We start from the raw sequence: 17,828 nt of genomic DNA on the forward strand, positions 1-17,828 counted from the left end.
GTGGGTCCGGTCATGTTAGATGTGCAAGGCTACGAACTGGATGCGGAAGAGCGCGAAATTCTGGCGCATCCGCTGGTGGGTGGCCTGATTCTGTTTACCCGCAATTATCACGATCCGGCGCAGTTGCGCGAACTGGTCCGCCAGATCCGCGTCGCGTCGCATCATCGCCTGGTGGTCGCGGTCGATCAGGAAGGGGGGCGGGTCCAGCGCTTTCGTGAAGGATTTACCCAACTGCCGGCAGCACAATCTTTTGCAGCACTGCTGGGAATGGAAGAGGGCGGCAGAGTGGCAGAAGAGGCGGGCTGGCTGATGGCAAGCGAGATGATTGCGATGGATATCGACATCAGTTTCGCGCCCGTGCTTGATGTGGGCCATATCAGCGCGGCGATTGGCGAACGCTCTTACCATGAAGATCCGGCAAAAGCGCTCTCTATCGCAGGACGTTTCATTGATGGTATGCACAGCGCGGGCATGAAAACCACCGGTAAGCATTTTCCGGGACATGGTGCTGTGACGGCCGATTCACATAAAGAGACGCCGCGCGATCCGCGTGCTCAGGCGGAGATCCGCAGCAAAGATATGGCGGTATTCCGCACGTTGATTGAACAGGGCAAGCTGGATGCGATTATGCCTGCGCACGTTATTTATACGGATGCGGATTCGCGCCCGGCCAGCGGTTCTCCCTACTGGCTGAAAACGGTGCTGCGTGGTGAACTCAATTTTGATGGCGTGATTTTTTCAGACGATTTATCGATGGAAGGCGCGGCGATCATGGGCAGCTATGCTGAGCGTGGACAGGCATCGCTGGATGCAGGTTGCGATATGATCCTGGTCTGTAATAATCGTAAGGGCGCAGTGAGTGTGTTGGATAACCTGTCGCCGATCAAAGCAGAGCGTGTTACGAAATTGTATCATAAAGGTTCATTTTCCCGTCAGGAATTGCTGAGATCTGAACGCTGGAAGGCTGCCAACCGTGAACTGGAGCAACTCCATGCGCGTTGGCAGGAATACAAGTCGGCTCAGTGAACCTTTGTGGGCGGGGTACTGGAGTAGGGTGAGGATACAATGATCATCTATTTGCACGGTTTTGACTCAAACAGTCCTGGAAATCATGAGAAGGTGTTGCAGCTGCAATTTATCGATCCGGACGTCAGGTTGATCAGTTACAGCACGCGTCATCCGAAGCATGATATGCAGCATTTGTTAAAAGAGGTGGACAAAATGCTGCAGCTAAACGTGGATGAACGGCCGCTCATTTGCGGCGTGGGGCTGGGAGGATACTGGGCGGAGCGCATTGGTTTCCTGTGCGACATTCGGCAGGTTATGTTCAACCCTAATTTGTTCCCGTTTGAGAACATGGAAGGCAAGATCGACCGGCCGGAAGAGTACCTCGACATTGCCACCAAGTGTGTGTCGAACTTTCGCGAGAAAAATCGCGATCGCTGTCTGGCTATCCTTTCTCGCCGTGATGAAGCGCTGGACAGCCAGCGTTCATCGGACGTTCTGCACCATTACTATGAAATTGTCTGGGACGAAGAACAGACGCACAAGTTTAAAAATATCTCGCCGCACCTGCAGCGAATTAAAGCTTTTAAAACACTCGGTTAATCCCCTCAGCCCGACACTCGTCGGGCTTTGTTTTGCTGCCTTTGCCCCCATGTTTTAGCGCACGTTTTCGCCCAGTTTGTTTCATAGCAACTACACTTGTTCATCTTTTAGGCATCAAAACTTGATGCATATCAATTTTGGTATGACCAATGCACCGTTCATGTTATTCTCACTGACATCATTTGGTTTTCATGATGTAACTTGTTGTTAATTAAGAGTTATATTTATAACTTTTAATTAACAATTGGTTAATAATTTTGAGGGGGTCACGTTGACTACACCATTGAAGAAAATTGTGATTGTTGGCGGTGGTGCTGGCGGGCTTGAACTGGCGACACAGTTGGGTAAAAAATTGGGCCGCGGTAAAAAAGCGAAGGTGACGCTGGTGGATCGCAACCACAGCCACCTGTGGAAACCGCTGTTGCACGAAGTGGCAACAGGGTCGCTGGATGAAGGCGTTGATGCGCTGAGCTACCTGGCGCATGCGCGTAATCACCATTTCCAGTTCCAGTTGGGCTCGGTGGTTGATATCAATCGCGAAGCGAAGACCATCACTCTGGCAGAGTTGCGTGACGAGAAAGGCGAACTGCTGGTGCCTGAACGTAAGCTGGCGTACGACACGCTGGTAATGGCGTTAGGCAGTACTTCGAATGACTTCAACACCCCTGGCGTGAAAGAGCACTGCATTTTCCTCGATAACCCGCATCAGGCACGCCGTTTCCACCAGGAGATGCTGAACCTGTTCCTGAAATACTCTGCCAGCCTCGGGGCAAACGGCAAAGTGAACATCGCTATCGTCGGTGGTGGTGCAACGGGAGTAGAGCTCTCTGCCGAATTACATAACGCGGTAAAACAGTTACATAGCTATGGCTATAAAGGTCTGACCAATGAAGCGCTGAACGTGACGCTGGTGGAAGCGGGGGAGCGTATTTTGCCTGCGTTGCCGCCGCGTATTTCCGGAGCTGCGCATAATGAGCTGACCAAAATGGGCGTGCGTGTTCTGACTAAAACTATGGTTACCAGCGCCGATGAAGGCGGTCTTCATACTAAAGACGGTGAATACATCAAAGCCGACCTGATGGTTTGGGCGGCGGGTATCAAAGCGCCGGACTTTATGAAAGAGATAGGCGGCCTGGAAACGAACCGTATTAACCAGTTAGTCGTTGAGCCGACACTGCAAACTACCCGTGATGCGGACATTTATGCCATTGGCGACTGTGCTTCATGCGCGCGTCCGGAAGGGGGCTTTGTGCCACCGCGCGCTCAGGCTGCACACCAGATGGCCAGCCTCGCGCTGCACAACATCCTGGCGCAAATGAAAGGTAAACCGACGAAGTCCTATGTCTATAAAGATCACGGTTCGTTGGTTTCACTTTCCAACTTCTCGACCGTGGGGAGCCTGATGGGTAACCTGATGCGTGGGTCCATGATGATTGAAGGGCGTATTGCACGCTTTGTTTATATCTCACTGTACCGCATGCATCAGATTGCGCTGCATGGTTACTTCAAGACGGGGTTAATGATGCTGGTCGGCAGCATTAACCGTGTGATCCGTCCCCGCCTGAAATTGCATTAATTTGCCTGACTGCTCTCCTGCATAGCGTTGCAGGGGAGCAGTACATCCTTCTGTCATACAGTCAGTATATGCTCGGATAACTCCGAATCATGCTGGATTCTCCCTAATCTCTCCTTTTTTCCTCTCATTCCGATTGGCTTCGTACACTCCCAAGTTGCAAAATTGTTACGAATAGCAAACCAGGGAGGAAATCCTGTGAATAAATCAATGTTAGCGGGTATCGGTATTGGCGTGGCCGCTGCTCTGGGTGTCGCAGCGGTTGCAAGTATGAATGTCTTCAATCGCGGGCCGCAGTATGCGCAGGTGGTTTCCGCCACGCCAATCAAAGAATCCATCAAAACACCGCGTCAGGAGTGTCGTAATGTCACGATGACGCATCGTCGTCCGGTGCAGGATGAAAATCGCCTGACCGGTTCTGTACTGGGTGCTGTTGCCGGTGGGGTTATCGGTCATCAGTTCGGCGGGGGGCGTGGTCGCGATGTCGCCACGGTCGTCGGCGCGCTGGGTGGTGGCTACGCCGGGAACCAGGTCCAGGGCGAGATGCAGGCAAGAGATACATACACCACCACTGAGCAACGTTGTAAAACGGTGTATGACAAATCGGAAAAAATGCTGGGGTATGACGTCACTTACAAAATTGGCGACCAGCAAGGGAAGATCCGCATGGATAAAGACCCTGGAACCCAGATCCCACTGGATGACAACGGTCAGCTTATTTTGAATAACAAAGCCTAAAATAGCAGTACTGTACCCATTGGCTCCTCAATTGCTCAGGCTGAGGAGCCTTTTTTACAGGCCGAAGATTCAGATAAGATCGTGCTGGCGATAGAGCAGAAAGCCGGTAATGACCACAGAGATGAACGCGAATAAAACCGAACCACCACATACAACCCAGAGCCCGAATAACAATGTTATTACTATTAGCACTTTAAGTAATGGTAATAGCAAAATCATTTCCATTTTCCTTCTGAATGTGAATAGTCAGCCAAAGTACATAAATTCCGTATATACAATAAGATAGCGTAGGGTTAGAACAATAAATTCGCTTATGTCGTCATCCTGACGTTTATGGTTCTTTTACGACTAATGGTTAGCAGCGAAATAATTCCTGTTTAATATTAGCAAAGCGGCAAAAACGACATGCTGTTTTCACCTATTAATATAATAGGTGAAAACGATAATTATTGCTAAGGAGGGCAAATCAGGATGTGGTCAACTGGGGCCATAAACGCAGAGTGGTAGCGGAAATTTGCAGCAATTTCTCACAACTTGCGCCTTCACGGGCGCTGATAGACATGCCCTGCAGCACACAGCTTAAAAACTGCGCCAGTTCCTGAACATCCGCGTGAGCGGGGATTTCCCCCCGTTGCTGACGTTGTAGCAAAAACTTGAGCAACAGTTGTTCCTGCTGCGCATGGCGTGACTTAATGGTCTGCGCAATTGCCTGCGAAGAGGCGGCCAGCGTCGCGGAGGTGTTGATCAGAAAACAGCCCGCCGGGGTTTCAGTGCTGGTAAAGCAGTGTGCCACCGCCGTGAAGTAATCTTTTAACGCTTGCCCCAGCGGTTTATCGTCGCATAACAACTGGGCTTCATGTTTTGCTGCAAAAAGCGAGATGTAGCGATCCAGCACTGCACGGAACAGGCCTTCTTTATTCGTAAATTCCGCATACAGCGTCGGTGCTTTCGCGCCCGTTGCCTCTACGAGATCTGATAATGACGTGGCTTCGTAGCCATGCTGCCAGAATAATGCCATGGCCTTATCAAGCGCCACTTCCCTGTCGAACACTTTCGGTCGGCCACGGCTTTTTTTCATACAAGTGACTTCACTGGTCATAGTGCCGTTCAACCTTTGTTGGTTTGTTGAACAATCATTATAAAAATAAATGCTGTCAGACACCAGAGGCAAAATAGCACAAATTAATAAATTCTATCTATATGATAAATATGGATTTGTTAATTTAATTAACGTTCGTTATTAAAATGCATTGACGAGTGATATAGATCACACTTATGATTTGTCTATCGATCGTTAAGTAAATGCTTACGACGCTACTTTCATCTGCTACAGGAACAAAATCATGAAAAACGTTAAAACTCTGATCGCCGCTGCCGTACTGAGCTCACTCTCTTTTGCAAGCTTCGCTGCCGTTGAAGTTCAAAACGCACCGGCAGGCCAACAGGAAGTCGCTGTTATTGGTGCTTCTGCGGGTGCTAACCTCTCTTCTGTTGAAGATCAACTGGCACAAAAAGCCGATGAGATGGGTGCAAAATCTTTCCGTATCACCTCTGTGACCGGTTCCGATACTCTGCACGGCACCGCAGTACTGTACAAATAAGTTAAGCCACTGAATTAACCCTCATAAAAAAGGCCTCGCAATTGCGAGGCCTTTTTTTTGCTCTACGGAAATTAAAGGGATTGTTGTAGCACGCTGTCATGGAGAGTGACATCCACCGGCATACCAGAGCGCACTTCCATTGCGCGTTCAAACACATCGTTTGCGCTTTGTGGCGAATCTTTGAAAGTCTGCATAGTGGCATTAAGCACAATCGGCAATGTCTTCGGGTCGTCGTCAATGGATTTTGACAGCGGTTGATGCACTTCCACCAGGCGTGTGCCGTCAGGTTCAACCGAGGCTTTTATCGGCGTGTTGATAATATTCACGCGCGTACCGGGTTTGATAACGCTAAACAATGTGGCGATGTCGTTATCACGCAGACGAATACATCCGGAGCTGACGCGCATGCCTATGCCAAAATCAGCGTTGGTCCCATGAATGAGGTAGACACCACCGTACGCAGCAAGGCGAATGGCATGGTGGCCCATCGGGTTTTCCGGCCCGGCCGGAACGACTGCCGGTAAATCTATTCCCTGGGCTTTATAACGTGCGCGAATGTTGGCCGTTGGTGTCCAGGTAGGATTAGCCCGTTTATCAGAAACGGTTGTCACCATGGTAGGCGTTAGGGTATCTCCACCCAGTTGCCCTATTCCGATAGGGTAGACGGTCACTTCGTTTTTACCCGGCGGATAATAATAGAGACGTAGCTCGGCCAGATTGATGACGATACCTTCTCGCGGCACGTCGGGTAACAGTGTTTGTAACGGGATAGTCAGTACATTACCTGCGCGAGGGACATACGGATCGACGCCAGGGTTCGCCTGCAACAGGGCCAGGAAACCGACATTGTACTTTTTGGCAATCGCCTCCAGCGAACCGCCATCATTTTCTACCACGTGATACCGGTTTTCCCCGACCACCCGGCTACCGGTGGGGGGTAAAGGCCAGGTATTCGCCTTCGCGGGTAAAACGAGCGTGGCGGCGAGGAAAACCGCCCAGAGGACAAAACGGGAATTATTAATCATTACCATAATCCATGTAATTGATAAGCTTATTTGTAGACACAGGTAATGAAATTATGGTGGGAAGGAATGTCGGGAAGTCCTGGAAGAGTGCAAAGTGTTTGTAAATATTTCAAAAAAGCGGGCCAGTGGTGATAACTGGCCCGCGGAACACTATGCCATCGCGTTTTCTTCAAGCTGCTGCATGAAGTTGCGTACCCACTCCATGCGGGTTTTGCGTTCCGTCAGCTCCTGGAAGAACTTCAGGCGTGTCGGGCCATCGAGGCGGAAATGTTTAGGCTGCTTTTGCAGCAGGCCGATAAGCCATGCGGGATTGACATGGTTTTTTTCATTGAACTCAATCGTGCCGCCTTTTTCATTCCCTTCAAGCTTACGAATCCCCAATTTCTGGGCCTGTTGACGCAGCCGCGCAATATCAAGCAGGTTTCGCGCGGCGTCAGGCAGCAGACCAAAACGGTCGATCAGTTCCACTTTAATTTCATCGAGCTCATTTTCACTCTTCGCACTGGCAATGCGCTTGTAGAAAGAGAGACGAGTATTGACGTCGGGAATAAAATCATCCGGCAGCAGGGAAGGCATGCGCAGTTCGACTTCTGTTTGCTGGCTGGTGAGATCTTCGAGCGATGGCTCTCGCCCGGCTTTGAGCGCATCGACCGCATTTTCCAGCAGCTCCATATACAGTGAAAAGCCGATGGTCTCCATTGAACCGCTCTGATCTTCGCCCAGCAGTTCGCCAGCCCCACGGATTTCCAGATCGTGGGTCGCCAGCGCGAAACCCGCCCCTAAATCTTCCAGCGAGGCAATCGCTTCGAGACGCTTTTGCGCATCGGTGGTCATCGCTTTCGGATGCGGCGTCAGCAGCCAGGCATAGGCCTGATGGTGCGAACGTCCCACGCGGCCACGTAACTGGTGGAGCTGCGCCAGGCCAAAGTGATCGGCACGTTCAATAATGATTGTATTCGCGGTAGGAATGTCGATCCCGGTCTCGATTATCGTGGTACACACCAGCACATTAAAACGCTGGTGGTGGAAATCATTCATTACCCGTTCCAGTTCGCGCTCACGCATCTGCCCGTGTCCGATGGCGATGCGCGCTTCCGGAACCAGTTCCGCCAGTCTGTCGGCGGCTTTCTGAATATTTTCGACATCGTTATAAAGGTAGTAGACCTGCCCACCACGCAGGACTTCACGCAGTATTGCCTCGCGCACTACCAGACTGTCGTATTCGCGAACGAAGGTTTTTACTGCCAGGCGGCGCGCAGGCGGGGTGGCAATGATCGACAGATCGCGCATACCGCTCATGGCCATATTGAGTGTACGCGGAATGGGTGTTGCGGTTAGCGTGAGGATATCTACGTCGGCACGCATCGCTTTAATCCGCTCTTTATGACGCACGCCGAAGCGGTGTTCTTCATCGACGATCAGCAGTCCCAGATCTTTCCACTTCACATCGTTTTGCAGCAGCTTATGGGTGCCGATAAGAATATCAATCTTGCCCTCAGCCGCCTGCTCCAGCACTTGTGTCTGTTCTTTCGCGCTACGAAAACGTGAGAGCATCTCCACCCGCACCGGCCAGTTGGCGAAGCGATCGCGGAAGTTGTCGAAATGCTGCTGGGCGAGCAGGGTGGTTGGCACCAACACCGCCACCTGCTTGTTGTTTTCGACGGCGAGGAAGGCGGCACGCATTGCCACTTCGGTTTTACCGAAGCCGACATCGCCACACACCAGGCGGTCCATGGCCAGTGGCTGGCACATGTCACTTAACACCGCGTTAATGGCTTGCGCCTGGTCTGGCGTGGTTTCAAACGGGAAGCTGTCGCAGAAAAGCTGATATTGTTCGCGATCGTGTTTAAATGCAAAGCCGGACTTCGCGGCGCGTTGGGCATAGATATCCAGCAACTCCGCCGCCACATCCCGGACTTTTTCTGCCGCTTTCTGCCGCGCACGGGCCCATGCATCGCCGCCCAGTTTATGCAGCGGCGCGTTCTCCTCGGCACCCCCGGCATAGCGGCTAATCAGATGCAACGACGAGACCGGCACGTACAGTTTGGCATCCCCGGCATAGGTCAGCATCAGGTATTCGCCTTTTATGCCGCCCGCTTCAAGCGTGGTCATTCCCGCATAGCGTCCAACCCCATGTTCCAGATGCACCACCGGCTGGCCAGGGTGCAGTTCAGCGAGGTTGCGGATCAGCGTATCGGGGTTAATCGTGCGGCGTGTATCCTGGCGACGGCGGGCAACGCGCTCGCCCAGCAGATCGCTTTCGCAAATCAGCGCCCGGTTACGTAGCGTGTCGATAAAGCCATGTTCTGCGGAGCCAATGATCAGATAGCGCCCTGTATCTTGCGCGTCATCCAGCCGGGTAATGCGCTTCGGCGCCACTTTGATGCGTGAGAGGAGTTCTCCCAGCGCTTCGCGACGCCCCTCGCTCTCAACCGAAAAGACGACCGGACCGGTAAAGGATTCGAGGAATTTGCGTAAATTATCCAGCGGCGACTTTTGCTGTGCCTGAACGGCCAGATCCGGCAATGTCCGGTAACCGAGGTTCACATTGGCGGTTTTGTCTGCCAGGTTTTCGGTTTTGAGCTGCACGCGCGGCCAGCGCTTGAGTTCGCTGAACAGTTCATCAACCCGCAGCCACAGTAATTCCGGCGCCAGCAGAGGGCGCATGGGGTCCACGCCGCGGTTTTCGAAGCGCGCCTGGGTCTCCTGGCTAAAGCGCTCAGCGCTGTTTTCAAGGTCACCCGTGTTCACCAGTAGCGTATTGTCCGGCAAATAGCTAAACAACGACGGCAAAGGCTCACTGAAAAACAGTGGCTGCCAGTATTCAATGCCGGTTGGCAAAGTGCCTTTGCTCACCTGTTGATAGATATGTTCGGCATCGCGCTTGACGTCAAACTTATCTCGCCACTGGCTGCGAAACAGTTCGATGGCGGTCTTATCCGTCGGGAATTCGTGAGCAGGCAGTAAATTGATGGCTTCAACCTCTTCCAGCGTACGCTGGCTGTCCGCATCGAACAGGCGAAGACTGTCAATTTCATCATCAAAGAAATCAAGGCGATAAGGTTGTGCGCTGCCCATCGGGAAGAGATCCAGTAGCGCCCCGCGAGTCGCGTACTCGCCGTGCTCCATAACCTGATCAACGTGGCGATACCCTGCGCTGTCCAGTTGTGCGCGCAGCGCGTCACGGGACAGACGCTGACCTTTTTTCATGACCAACGCGTGACCGTGCAAATAGCTATGCGGGCAGACGCGCTGCATCAAGGTATTCACCGCTACAATCAGCACACCACGCTGCATAGAGGGCAACTGGTAGAGCGTGGAGAGACGGGAGGAGATAATTTCCTGATGCGGCGAGAAACTGTCATACGGCAGTGTCTCCCAGTCAGCAAGATTCATCACCAGGTTGTCGGTAAACTGGGTAATTTCGTCATGCAGACGCAGGGCATTTTGCATATCCGGCGCAATCAATACCACCGGACCTTTATGGCGCTCAATGATTTCCGCGACTTCGGTGGCGCAGGCTGCGCCAGTCAGTTCGCCAAGCTGGCGCTGCTCGCCAGCTTTGGCGGGCAGAGAATAACGGTATTGTTCAGGCATAGATAGGGTCTGGGTCTCTTATGGATATGCCCCTTGTTATGGGGGCATATCACTGATACGCAATCCCTTTATTATCCGCGATTGTGCACTATTCGCCAACCTCAACACATGCGCTTATCGTGCCTGCAGAGGTGAGGCCAGCCTGGCTGGCGGGGTGAAAAGCAGATCGGCAAAGATTGCCGAAGAGATTTTCCGTATACACAAGCCAACCAGCGTACAGATAGCGAGGCTACAGAACGGATAGAGCAAGACGATGGTGAGCTCGAAAGCAGGCGACCAGCGCCCGGCATTCATCGGGGTCAACAACGCAAGGCTGAGCGCTTCAATCAGAATGCGATGCGTGGTGTAGATGGCAAGCGTATTGCTGCCCACGATATTCAGCAGTGCGTTTTCGCGTGAGCCAACGCGCTCTTCCAGCGCGCGGAACAGACGCAAAATCAGCACGATCGACAGCAAGCTCAAGGGTAAGGGCACATTTAAAAACCATAGCGCCACCGCAGCAAGTAACGCCACTGCCAGCATGATGGCGTAGCGGCGAAAAGAGAGGCGTTTAATCGCATCCATAATAGCGCCGCCAAACCATGCCCCCAGGCTGTAGTAGATCATGTTGCGCATTACGCTATTCATACCCCACCAGGGCGAGGGCAAAAAGTTAATCGCCACGCTCAGCAGTGTCATGGCGACCAGTGCTGCAAGCGACCAGCGGCTCAACAATTTACACAGAATAAAATAGACAACCAGCGCGTAGAGATACCACAGGCTGGTACTGGCGGTGAGCATTTCCTGGATAAAGTCTGAGGGTGTATCCGCATAGGCAGCGTTGGACGCATTGCTTAAATCGCGCGTGGGTGCCAGCCAGTCATTAATATGGCTGAGCGCCAGCCACTGCAGCACACCCCAGATGACAAGCACATAAAAGATACTCCAGATACGCTTGTCGATCGCCTCCTTCCATGGCACCTCATCAATGTAGCGTCGAATCAGGTAGCCAGAGAGAAAAAAGAACACGGGCATGCGGAAGGGGGCAAGGTAAAGATTAAAGTAGATCCAGCACTTTGCGAGCGTTTCCGACCACGCGTGACCAAATGTGGTGAGGTGCGGGTAAAACGTAATGACTGAGTGATAGATGACCACCAGGCAGATACATAATCCCTTGATTTGATTAATCCATAGAGTCTTTTTTTTCATCGTCTTTCGCCGTTTCTATTACAAAATTCGGCGTTTATCCTGATGGCGTCGCCGTGGGGTGTAACGGTAAACAGTCTGTATTTCCTCCTTTTTCGGATAAATATCAGAGGGCGCGTGGAAAAAGGATCTCTCTACGGGAGGCGAAATGCGTAAAAGTCGCGCAACTAGCAATTTGATTTATCGGATTTTTTCCTGCCCTCTGAGATGTCCGCTTACCGTTTCACTCATTTACGCTCTACGCTTTCGCTTATATACTTCGGAGTCTGCTAACAGCAACCAGACGGATTTCATGTACCAGCCTGTCACTCTCTTTATCGGCCTGCGCTATATGCGTGGGCGCGCAGCCGACCGCTTCGGTCGTTTCGTTTCCTGGCTGTCGACCATTGGCATTACGCTTGGCGTAATGGCGCTGGTGACCGTGCTGTCGGTCATGAATGGCTTTGAGCGCGAACTGCAAAACAACATCCTGGGGCTGATGCCGCAGGCCGTCATCACCGCGCAAAACGGCTCTATCAATCCTGAACAATTGCCGGCCAATGGGCTCAAATTGCAGGGTGTCAATCGCATTGCGCCGCTGAGTACCGGTGATGTTGTTCTGCAAAGTGCGCGCAGCGTGGCCGTGGGTGTCATGTTGGGTATCGACCCGGCGCAAACAGATCCGCTGACCCCGTACCTGGTCAACGTGCAGCAATCTTCGCTGGAAGCCGGGCAGTACAACGTGATCCTCGGTGAAGGGCTGGCCGGGCAATTAGGCGTCAATCGTGGTGATCAGATTCGCGTCATGGTGCCGTCCGCCAGCCAGTTCACCCCGATGGGGCGTTTACCCAGCCAGCGTCTGTTTACCGTTGTCGGGACCTTTGCCGCCAGCAGTGAAGTCGATGACTATCAGATGCTGGTCAATATTCAGGATGCGTCCCGTCTGATGCGTTACCCCGCAGGCAATATTACCGGTTGGCGTTTATGGCTGGATGCACCGTTGCAGGTTGATGTTCTGAGCCAGCAAACGCTGCCGCAAGGAACCAAATGGCAAGACTGGCGCGAGCGGAAAGGCGAATTATTCCAGGCCGTACGTATGGAGAAAAACATGATGGGGCTGCTGTTAAGCCTGATTATTGCGGTGGCGGCCTTTAATATCATTACCTCCCTTGGCCTGATGGTGATGGAAAAACAGGGCGAGGTGGCGATCCTGCAAACTCAGGGGCTGACCCCGCGCCAGATCATGGCGGTCTTTATGGTGCAGGGTGCCAGTGCGGGCATCATTGGTGCGCTGCTGGGGGCCGGGCTTGGCGCACTGCTGGCCAGCCAGTTGAATAATCTGATGCCGGTCATCGGTGCGTTTCTTGATGGCGCTGCGCTGCCGGTAGCCATCGAACCGTTACAGGTAGTTGTTATTGCGCTGGTGGCCATGGCCATCGCGTTGCTGTCTACGCTTTATCCTTCCTGGCGCGCTGCCGCCACCCAACCCGCTGAGGCTTTACGTTATGAATAAGATCCTGTTGCAATGCGACCACCTGTGCAAACGCTATCAGGAAGGGAAAGTGCAAACCGATGTGTTGCACGATGTAAGCTTTAGCGTGGGTGAGGGTGAGCTGATGGCGATTGTCGGCAGCTCCGGTTCCGGGAAAAGTACGCTCCTGCATCTGTTAGGCGGGCTGGACACGCCCACCTCCGGCGAAGTGACCTTCGATAACCAACAACTGAGCAAACTCTCCTCTGCGGCGAAAGCGGAGCTACGCAACCGCGAACTGGGCTTTATCTATCAGTTTCATCACCTGCTGCCCGATTTTACCGCGCTGGAAAACGTCGCGATGCCGCTGCTGATTGGTAAGCATAAAGCGGCAGAAATTGATGTCCGGGCGCGGGAAATGCTGCGAGCGGTTGGGCTTGAGCATCGCGCCAGCCATCGCCCCTCAGAGCTGTCTGGCGGTGAGCGTCAGCGCGTGGCGATTGCTCGTGCGCTGGTCAATAACCCACGTCTGGTGCTGGCGGACGAACCGACCGGCAACCTGGATGCCCGTAATGCGGACAGTATCTTCCAGTTGTTGGGGGAATTGAATGCGTCGCAGGGCACCGCGTTCCTGGTGGTCACACATGATCTGCAACTGGCGAAACGAATGAGCCGCCAGTTGGAGATGCGCGACGGCCGCCTGAGCACAGAAATGACCCTGATGGGGGCTGAGTGATGGCGTCTCCCCTGTCATTACTGATTGGCCTGCGTTTTAGCCGTGGTCGCCGCCGCAGCGGCATGGTGTCGCTGATTTCCGTCATCTCCACCGTGGGGATTTCGCTTGGCGTTGCGGTGTTGATCGTCGGGCTCAGCGCAATGAACGGCTTCGAACGCGAGCTCAATAATCGTATTCTGGCGGTGGTGCCCCATGGCGAAATCGAGCCGGTGAATCAGCCGTGGAATAACTGGAACGACGCGCTGGCAAAAGTGGAAAAAGTGCCGGGCATTGTCGCCGCCGCACCTTATATTAATTTCACCGGGCTTGTGGAGAGCGGCACCAATTTGCGAGCGATTCAGGTGAAGGGGGTAAACCCTGAGCAGGAGTCCCGTCTGAGCGCATTACCGAATTTTGTGCAGGCCGATGCCTGGCGCAATTTTAAACCCGGTGAGCAGCGGATTATCCTTGGTAAGGGTGTCGCCGATGCGCTGAACGTGAAACAGGGCGATTGGGTATCGATAATGATCCCTAATTCCGACACCGACCACAAACTGCTACAGCCAAAACGCGTCAGACTGCATGTCACTGGTGTATTGCAATTGAGCGGGCAACTCGACCATGCGTTTGCGATGATCCCCATGGAAGACGCGCAGCAGTATCTGGATATGGGCAGCAGCGTTACGGGCATTGCTATCAAGGTGAAGGACGTCTTTAACGCGAACACGCTGGTGCGTAACGCCGGTGAAGTCACCAACAGCTATGTCTATATTAAAAGCTGGATCGGTAAATACGGCTATATGTATCGCGATATTCAGATGATCCGCGCCATTATGTATCTGGCGATGGTGCTGGTGATCGGTGTCGCCTGTTTTAATATTGTCTCCACGCTGGTGATGGCGGTAAAAGATAAGAGCAGTGATATCGCCGTGCTACGTACATTAGGGGCAAAAGATGGCCTGATCAGGGCTATCTTCGTCTGGTACGGGCTGCTGGCAGGCCTGCTGGGCAGTGTGATCGGTGCGGTGATCGGCGTGGTAGCATCACTGCAACTGACCGCGATCATCCGCGTGATTGAGAAGATGATTGGTCACCAATTTTTATCCGGCGATATCTACTTTATTGATTTTCTACCGTCGGAGCTGCACGCACTGGATGTGGTGTATGTGCTGGTCACCGCTCTGGTGCTGAGTCTGTTGGCAAGCTGGTATCCGGCGCGCCGGGCAAGCAATATCGATCCGGCGAGGGTATTGAGCGGACAATAATAAGAAGCACAAAGGAGAGGCGATGTATTACGGATTTGATATCGGCGGAAGCAAGATAGCGCTGGGGGTATTTGATGATACCCGACGTTTGCAATGGGAAAAGCGCGTCGTCACACCGAAAGACAGTTACGAGACGTTTTTAACGACAATTGCTCAACTGGTAGCCGAAGCCGATGCGCGCTTCGGCGGCCAGGGCAGTGTCGGCATTGGTATTCCGGGTATGCCGGAAACCGCCGATGGCACCCTCTATGCTGCCAATGTGCCTGCCGCCAGTGGTCGTCCACTGCGCAAAGATTTGAGCGTAAGGCTCGCGCGTGATGTCCGCCTTGATAATGACGCCAACTGTTTTGCCCTTTCCGAAGCCTGGGATGATGAATTTCGCCAATACCCGATTGTAATGGGCCTTATCCTGGGCACTGGCGTTGGCGGTGGCATTGTCGCCAACGGCCAGACGCTTAAGGGCCGCAGCTATATTACCGGTGAGTTTGGTCATATTCGCCTGCCAGTTGATGCGATGGCGCTAATGGGCTTTGATTTTCCGCTGACGCGCTGTGGCTGTGGCAAACTGGGCTGTATCGAAAATTATCTGTCCGGGCGCGGCTTTGCCTGGCTGTACCAACATTACTACCATCAATCATTGTCCTCCCCGGAAATCATCGCACGTTGGGAGCAGGGCGACGCGCAGGCGAAAGCCCATGTTGAACGCTATGCTGATTTGCTGGCGGTGTGTCTTGGGAATATCCTGACGATAGTGGATCCGGATTTACTGGTTATCGGTGGCGGCTTATCGAATTTCTCTGCCCTGACGTCCTTACTGGCGGCGCGTTTACCGCCACACTTGTTACCGGTAGCCCGGATACCCCGCATTGAACGTGCTCGCCACGGCGATGCAGGCGGCATGCGTGGCGCCGCTTTCCTTCATCTTACTGATTAATCCTGAGAGGATGATATGCAGTCTCGTCGGTCACATCGTCTCAGCTGTTTTCGCCGTAACAAACGCCGTTTGCGTGAGCGCTTACGCCAGCGGATCTTTTTCAGAGACCAGGTGGTGCCGGAAGTGATGGAAAAACCGAGAGTAGTGGTACTAACGGGGGCGGGTATCTCCGCAGAATCAGGCATTCGCACCTTCCGCGCCGCGGACGGTTTGTGGGAAGAACACCATGTGGAAGATGTGGCGACGCCAGAAGGTTTTGCCCGCAACCCACAACTGGTGCAGTCTTTCTATAATGCGCGTCGCCAGCAGCTCCAGTTACCGGAGATTGCGCCCAACCCGGCACATCTGGCGCTGGCGAAGCTGGAAGATATCCTCGGCGATCGCTTTTTACTGGTGACGCAGAATATAGACAACCTGCACGAACGCGCCGGAAACCACCATATCATCCATATGCACGGTGAATTGCTGAAAGTGCGCTGTTCGCAGAGCGGGCAGGTGCTGACGTGGACGCAGGACGTGACCCCGGAAGACAAATGCCATTGCTGCCAGTTTCCCGCGCCGCTACGCCCCCATGTGGTCTGGTTTGGTGAGATGCCGCTGGGGATGGATGAGATTTATCATGCGCTCGCAATGGCCGATGTGTTTATCGCTATTGGTACCTCCGGCCATGTCTATCCGGCGGCTGGTTTTGTCCATGAGGCCAAACTGCACGGCGCGCATACCGTTGAGTTAAATCTTGAACCAAGCCAGGTGGGCAGCGAGTTTGAAGAGAAGCATTATGGCCTCGCCAGCGAAGTGGTGCCGGAATATGTTGAGAAGCTGCTGAAAGGGCTGTAAGGCCTGTCTCTCTCAAAAAATGAGGGCGTTTTCCCGGGTGCGCTAGGGGTTATCTGCGCTATGCCGTTTCCTTGTCCATAGCCATACCGCGAAAAACGTTGCCACGCCTATCATCAGCGCCCACCCCAGGGAGATATTCGCAACCGACACCGCCCGGTTAGCCAACCACAGGCAAAACGCCTGCCAGCCGATATTGCCGATGGTCATTGCCAGGGTGAACTTCATCGCGTAGCGAAAACGGCTGGTGTAGTTAAAAAGCATCATAAAGGCTATCCAGGCGCAGGCCCAGGCCATAAAACCAAAGCTGTTGCCGGCAACGCTGTCCGGCCCGTTCTGTTCCGGCGGCGGATACCATCTCAGCGGCGGCGTCGGCTGGTTTGTCAGCGCCGCTTCCAGCACATCCAGCGCGGTGTTGACCCCCTGGAACATCAGGCCGCGATGAAAGTACGCCAGCGTCTGGTTCTCGACCATCAAGCGCAATATATGGTCCGGCAGTTGCTGCGCCGCCTGATAGCTGCCGACCAGCAGCACCTGCGGCTTTTGGGTGGTAATCACAATCATTACGCTCCCCGTCATCTCGGGCTGGTTTGCCGTTGCCCGCGCCAGCATTCTTTTGCCGTCACGCAGCAGGCTTGCCTCATTCATAGCGGGAACCACCAGAATATAGAGTGCTATCCCGGTGCGCTGGCGGAACAGTTCTGCTTTGTGGGTAAGCATCTCCGCGCCGGGCACCGTACCGGTGACATCGGTAAAAAGGGTTCGCATTATTGGCACCGGCGCGGCGCTGAGCGCCGCCAGCGGCAGGAGCAGCGTGAGCAGAATTAAAAGCCTGTTCATTTGCGCCCCCTCCGTTTCGCCCGACGCTTTTTGCGCGGGGAATCACTTAAGAACAGCGCGACGGCGATGAAAACACCCCCGCCGATGGCAAACAGCCCCCAGGCAAAGGCGTTAACCCACAGGCTGTTAATCTCCGCCTTATGTGGCTGACCCGGCGGGAAGGCCACCCCAACCGCATCGCCTTCGCTATGTTCATAAAAAACGCTGCCAATGGAGGATTCAAAAACCAGGGTATATTGCGGGGTAGGGCGAAAAGCCACCACCGGGAACCAGGCGCCGCTGTTGCCGACGCTACTCGGGTGGTTGTTGCGCCAGACAGTATCGACGATCAGGCCATCAGTATGTACGGCGTCGCGGGCGTCACGAAACTGTGAGTAAACAATAGCTGCGGCGATGAGCAGCAGTATGGCGCCCAGCGCGGTAAAAATGCGGCGAAAAACCTTCGCGTCCTGCTGCATGCGTA

The 17,828-nt window shown here is 53.6% G+C and carries 16 protein-coding genes; 10 read left to right on the top strand and 6 right to left on the bottom strand.

Annotated features, from left to right (window positions below; genetic code table 11):
• From nagZ to MRY16398_RS11045, 4 genes are all read left to right on the top strand, one after another.
• The gene (nagZ, locus tag MRY16398_RS11025; protein WP_125125652.1) at window positions 1-1,026 is read left to right on the top strand and encodes a beta-N-acetylhexosaminidase; all 1,026 of its coding nucleotides are present in this window, start codon (window positions 1-3) and stop codon (window positions 1,024-1,026) included.
• Window positions 1,027-1,065: 39 nt separating this feature from the next.
• Complete coding sequence (gene ycfP / locus MRY16398_RS11030; protein WP_041851713.1) at window positions 1,066-1,608, top strand: alpha/beta hydrolase YcfP; 543 nt, start codon at window positions 1,066-1,068, stop codon at window positions 1,606-1,608.
• A 271-nt stretch (window positions 1,609-1,879) separates the two neighbouring features.
• Complete coding sequence (locus MRY16398_RS11040) at window positions 1,880-3,184, top strand: NAD(P)/FAD-dependent oxidoreductase (RefSeq protein WP_041851712.1); 1,305 nt, start codon at window positions 1,880-1,882, stop codon at window positions 3,182-3,184.
• Between the two features lie 195 nt (window positions 3,185-3,379).
• Entirely contained in the window at window positions 3,380-3,919 is a 540-nt protein-coding gene (locus MRY16398_RS11045) for a glycine zipper 2TM domain-containing protein (protein WP_041851711.1), read from the top strand.
• A 466-nt stretch (window positions 3,920-4,385) separates the two neighbouring features.
• Here the strand turns inward: MRY16398_RS11045 and MRY16398_RS11050 are convergent, their stop codons facing one another.
• Window positions 4,386-5,018 carry a TetR/AcrR family transcriptional regulator gene (locus tag MRY16398_RS11050; protein WP_041851710.1) on the bottom strand — a complete coding sequence of 211 codons (633 nt, stop codon included), beginning with the start codon at window positions 5,016-5,018 and terminating at the stop codon, window positions 4,386-4,388.
• 244 nt (window positions 5,019-5,262) lie between these two features.
• On the opposite strand from MRY16398_RS11050, the gene bhsA reads away from it, so the two are divergent.
• The gene (bhsA, locus tag MRY16398_RS11055; protein WP_041851709.1) at window positions 5,263-5,520 is read left to right on the top strand and encodes a multiple stress resistance protein BhsA; all 258 of its coding nucleotides are present in this window, start codon (window positions 5,263-5,265) and stop codon (window positions 5,518-5,520) included.
• 71 nt (window positions 5,521-5,591) lie between these two features.
• Here bhsA and ldtC read toward each other — a convergent pair whose 3' ends face one another.
• The 3 genes from ldtC to MRY16398_RS11070 all read right to left on the bottom strand — a co-directional run bounded on the left by ldtC (window position 5,592) and on the right by MRY16398_RS11070 (window position 11,330).
• Window positions 5,592-6,545 (bottom strand): L,D-transpeptidase LdtC, encoded by a 954-nt coding sequence (gene ldtC / locus MRY16398_RS11060; RefSeq protein WP_125124357.1) that lies wholly within the window; start codon window positions 6,543-6,545, stop codon window positions 5,592-5,594.
• Between the two features lie 150 nt (window positions 6,546-6,695).
• On the bottom strand, window positions 6,696-10,142 hold the full coding sequence (gene mfd, locus MRY16398_RS11065; RefSeq protein ID WP_125124358.1) for a transcription-repair coupling factor: 3,447 nt from the start codon (window positions 10,140-10,142) through the stop codon (window positions 6,696-6,698).
• 114 nt (window positions 10,143-10,256) lie between these two features.
• Window positions 10,257-11,330 (bottom strand): acyltransferase family protein, encoded by a 1,074-nt coding sequence (locus MRY16398_RS11070; protein ID WP_125124359.1) that lies wholly within the window; start codon window positions 11,328-11,330, stop codon window positions 10,257-10,259.
• A 289-nt stretch (window positions 11,331-11,619) separates the two neighbouring features.
• On the opposite strand from MRY16398_RS11070, the gene lolC reads away from it, so the two are divergent.
• The 5 genes from lolC to cobB are packed head-to-tail and all read left to right on the top strand — an operon-like array spanning window position 11,620 to window position 16,528.
• Window positions 11,620-12,819 (top strand): lipoprotein-releasing ABC transporter permease subunit LolC, encoded by a 1,200-nt coding sequence (lolC, locus tag MRY16398_RS11075; protein WP_172600641.1) that lies wholly within the window; start codon window positions 11,620-11,622, stop codon window positions 12,817-12,819.
• A complete protein-coding gene (gene lolD, locus MRY16398_RS11080) occupies window positions 12,812-13,513 on the top strand; it encodes a lipoprotein-releasing ABC transporter ATP-binding protein LolD (RefSeq protein WP_041851705.1) in 702 nt (233 codons plus the stop codon). Before lolC ends, lolD begins: the two co-directional genes overlap by 8 nt.
• Window positions 13,513-14,757: a lipoprotein-releasing ABC transporter permease subunit LolE gene (gene lolE, locus MRY16398_RS11085; RefSeq protein ID WP_125124360.1), complete on the top strand. Its 1,245-nt coding sequence runs from the start codon at window positions 13,513-13,515 to the stop codon at window positions 14,755-14,757. Before lolD ends, lolE begins: the two co-directional genes overlap by 1 nt.
• Window positions 14,758-14,779: 22 nt before the next feature.
• Window positions 14,780-15,691: an N-acetylglucosamine kinase gene (nagK, locus tag MRY16398_RS11090; protein WP_125124361.1), complete on the top strand. Its 912-nt coding sequence runs from the start codon at window positions 14,780-14,782 to the stop codon at window positions 15,689-15,691.
• Between the two features lie 15 nt (window positions 15,692-15,706).
• Window positions 15,707-16,528: a Sir2 family NAD+-dependent deacetylase gene (gene cobB / locus MRY16398_RS11095; RefSeq protein WP_041851702.1), complete on the top strand. Its 822-nt coding sequence runs from the start codon at window positions 15,707-15,709 to the stop codon at window positions 16,526-16,528.
• A gap of 42 nt (window positions 16,529-16,570) precedes the next feature.
• Here cobB and MRY16398_RS11100 read toward each other — a convergent pair whose 3' ends face one another.
• Entirely contained in the window at window positions 16,571-17,365 is a 795-nt protein-coding gene (locus MRY16398_RS11100; RefSeq protein ID WP_125124362.1) for a TPM domain-containing protein, read from the bottom strand.
• Window positions 17,362-17,823 carry a DUF3592 domain-containing protein gene (locus tag MRY16398_RS11105; RefSeq protein ID WP_125124363.1) on the bottom strand — a complete coding sequence of 154 codons (462 nt, stop codon included), beginning with the start codon at window positions 17,821-17,823 and terminating at the stop codon, window positions 17,362-17,364. Before MRY16398_RS11105 ends, MRY16398_RS11100 begins: the two co-directional genes overlap by 4 nt.
• Window positions 17,824-17,828: the final 5 nt, after the last annotated feature.

This window comes from Phytobacter sp. MRY16-398 (genome assembly GCF_003925915.1).
In the GTDB taxonomy this organism is placed as follows: Bacteria; Pseudomonadota; Gammaproteobacteria; order Enterobacterales; family Enterobacteriaceae; genus Phytobacter; species Phytobacter diazotrophicus.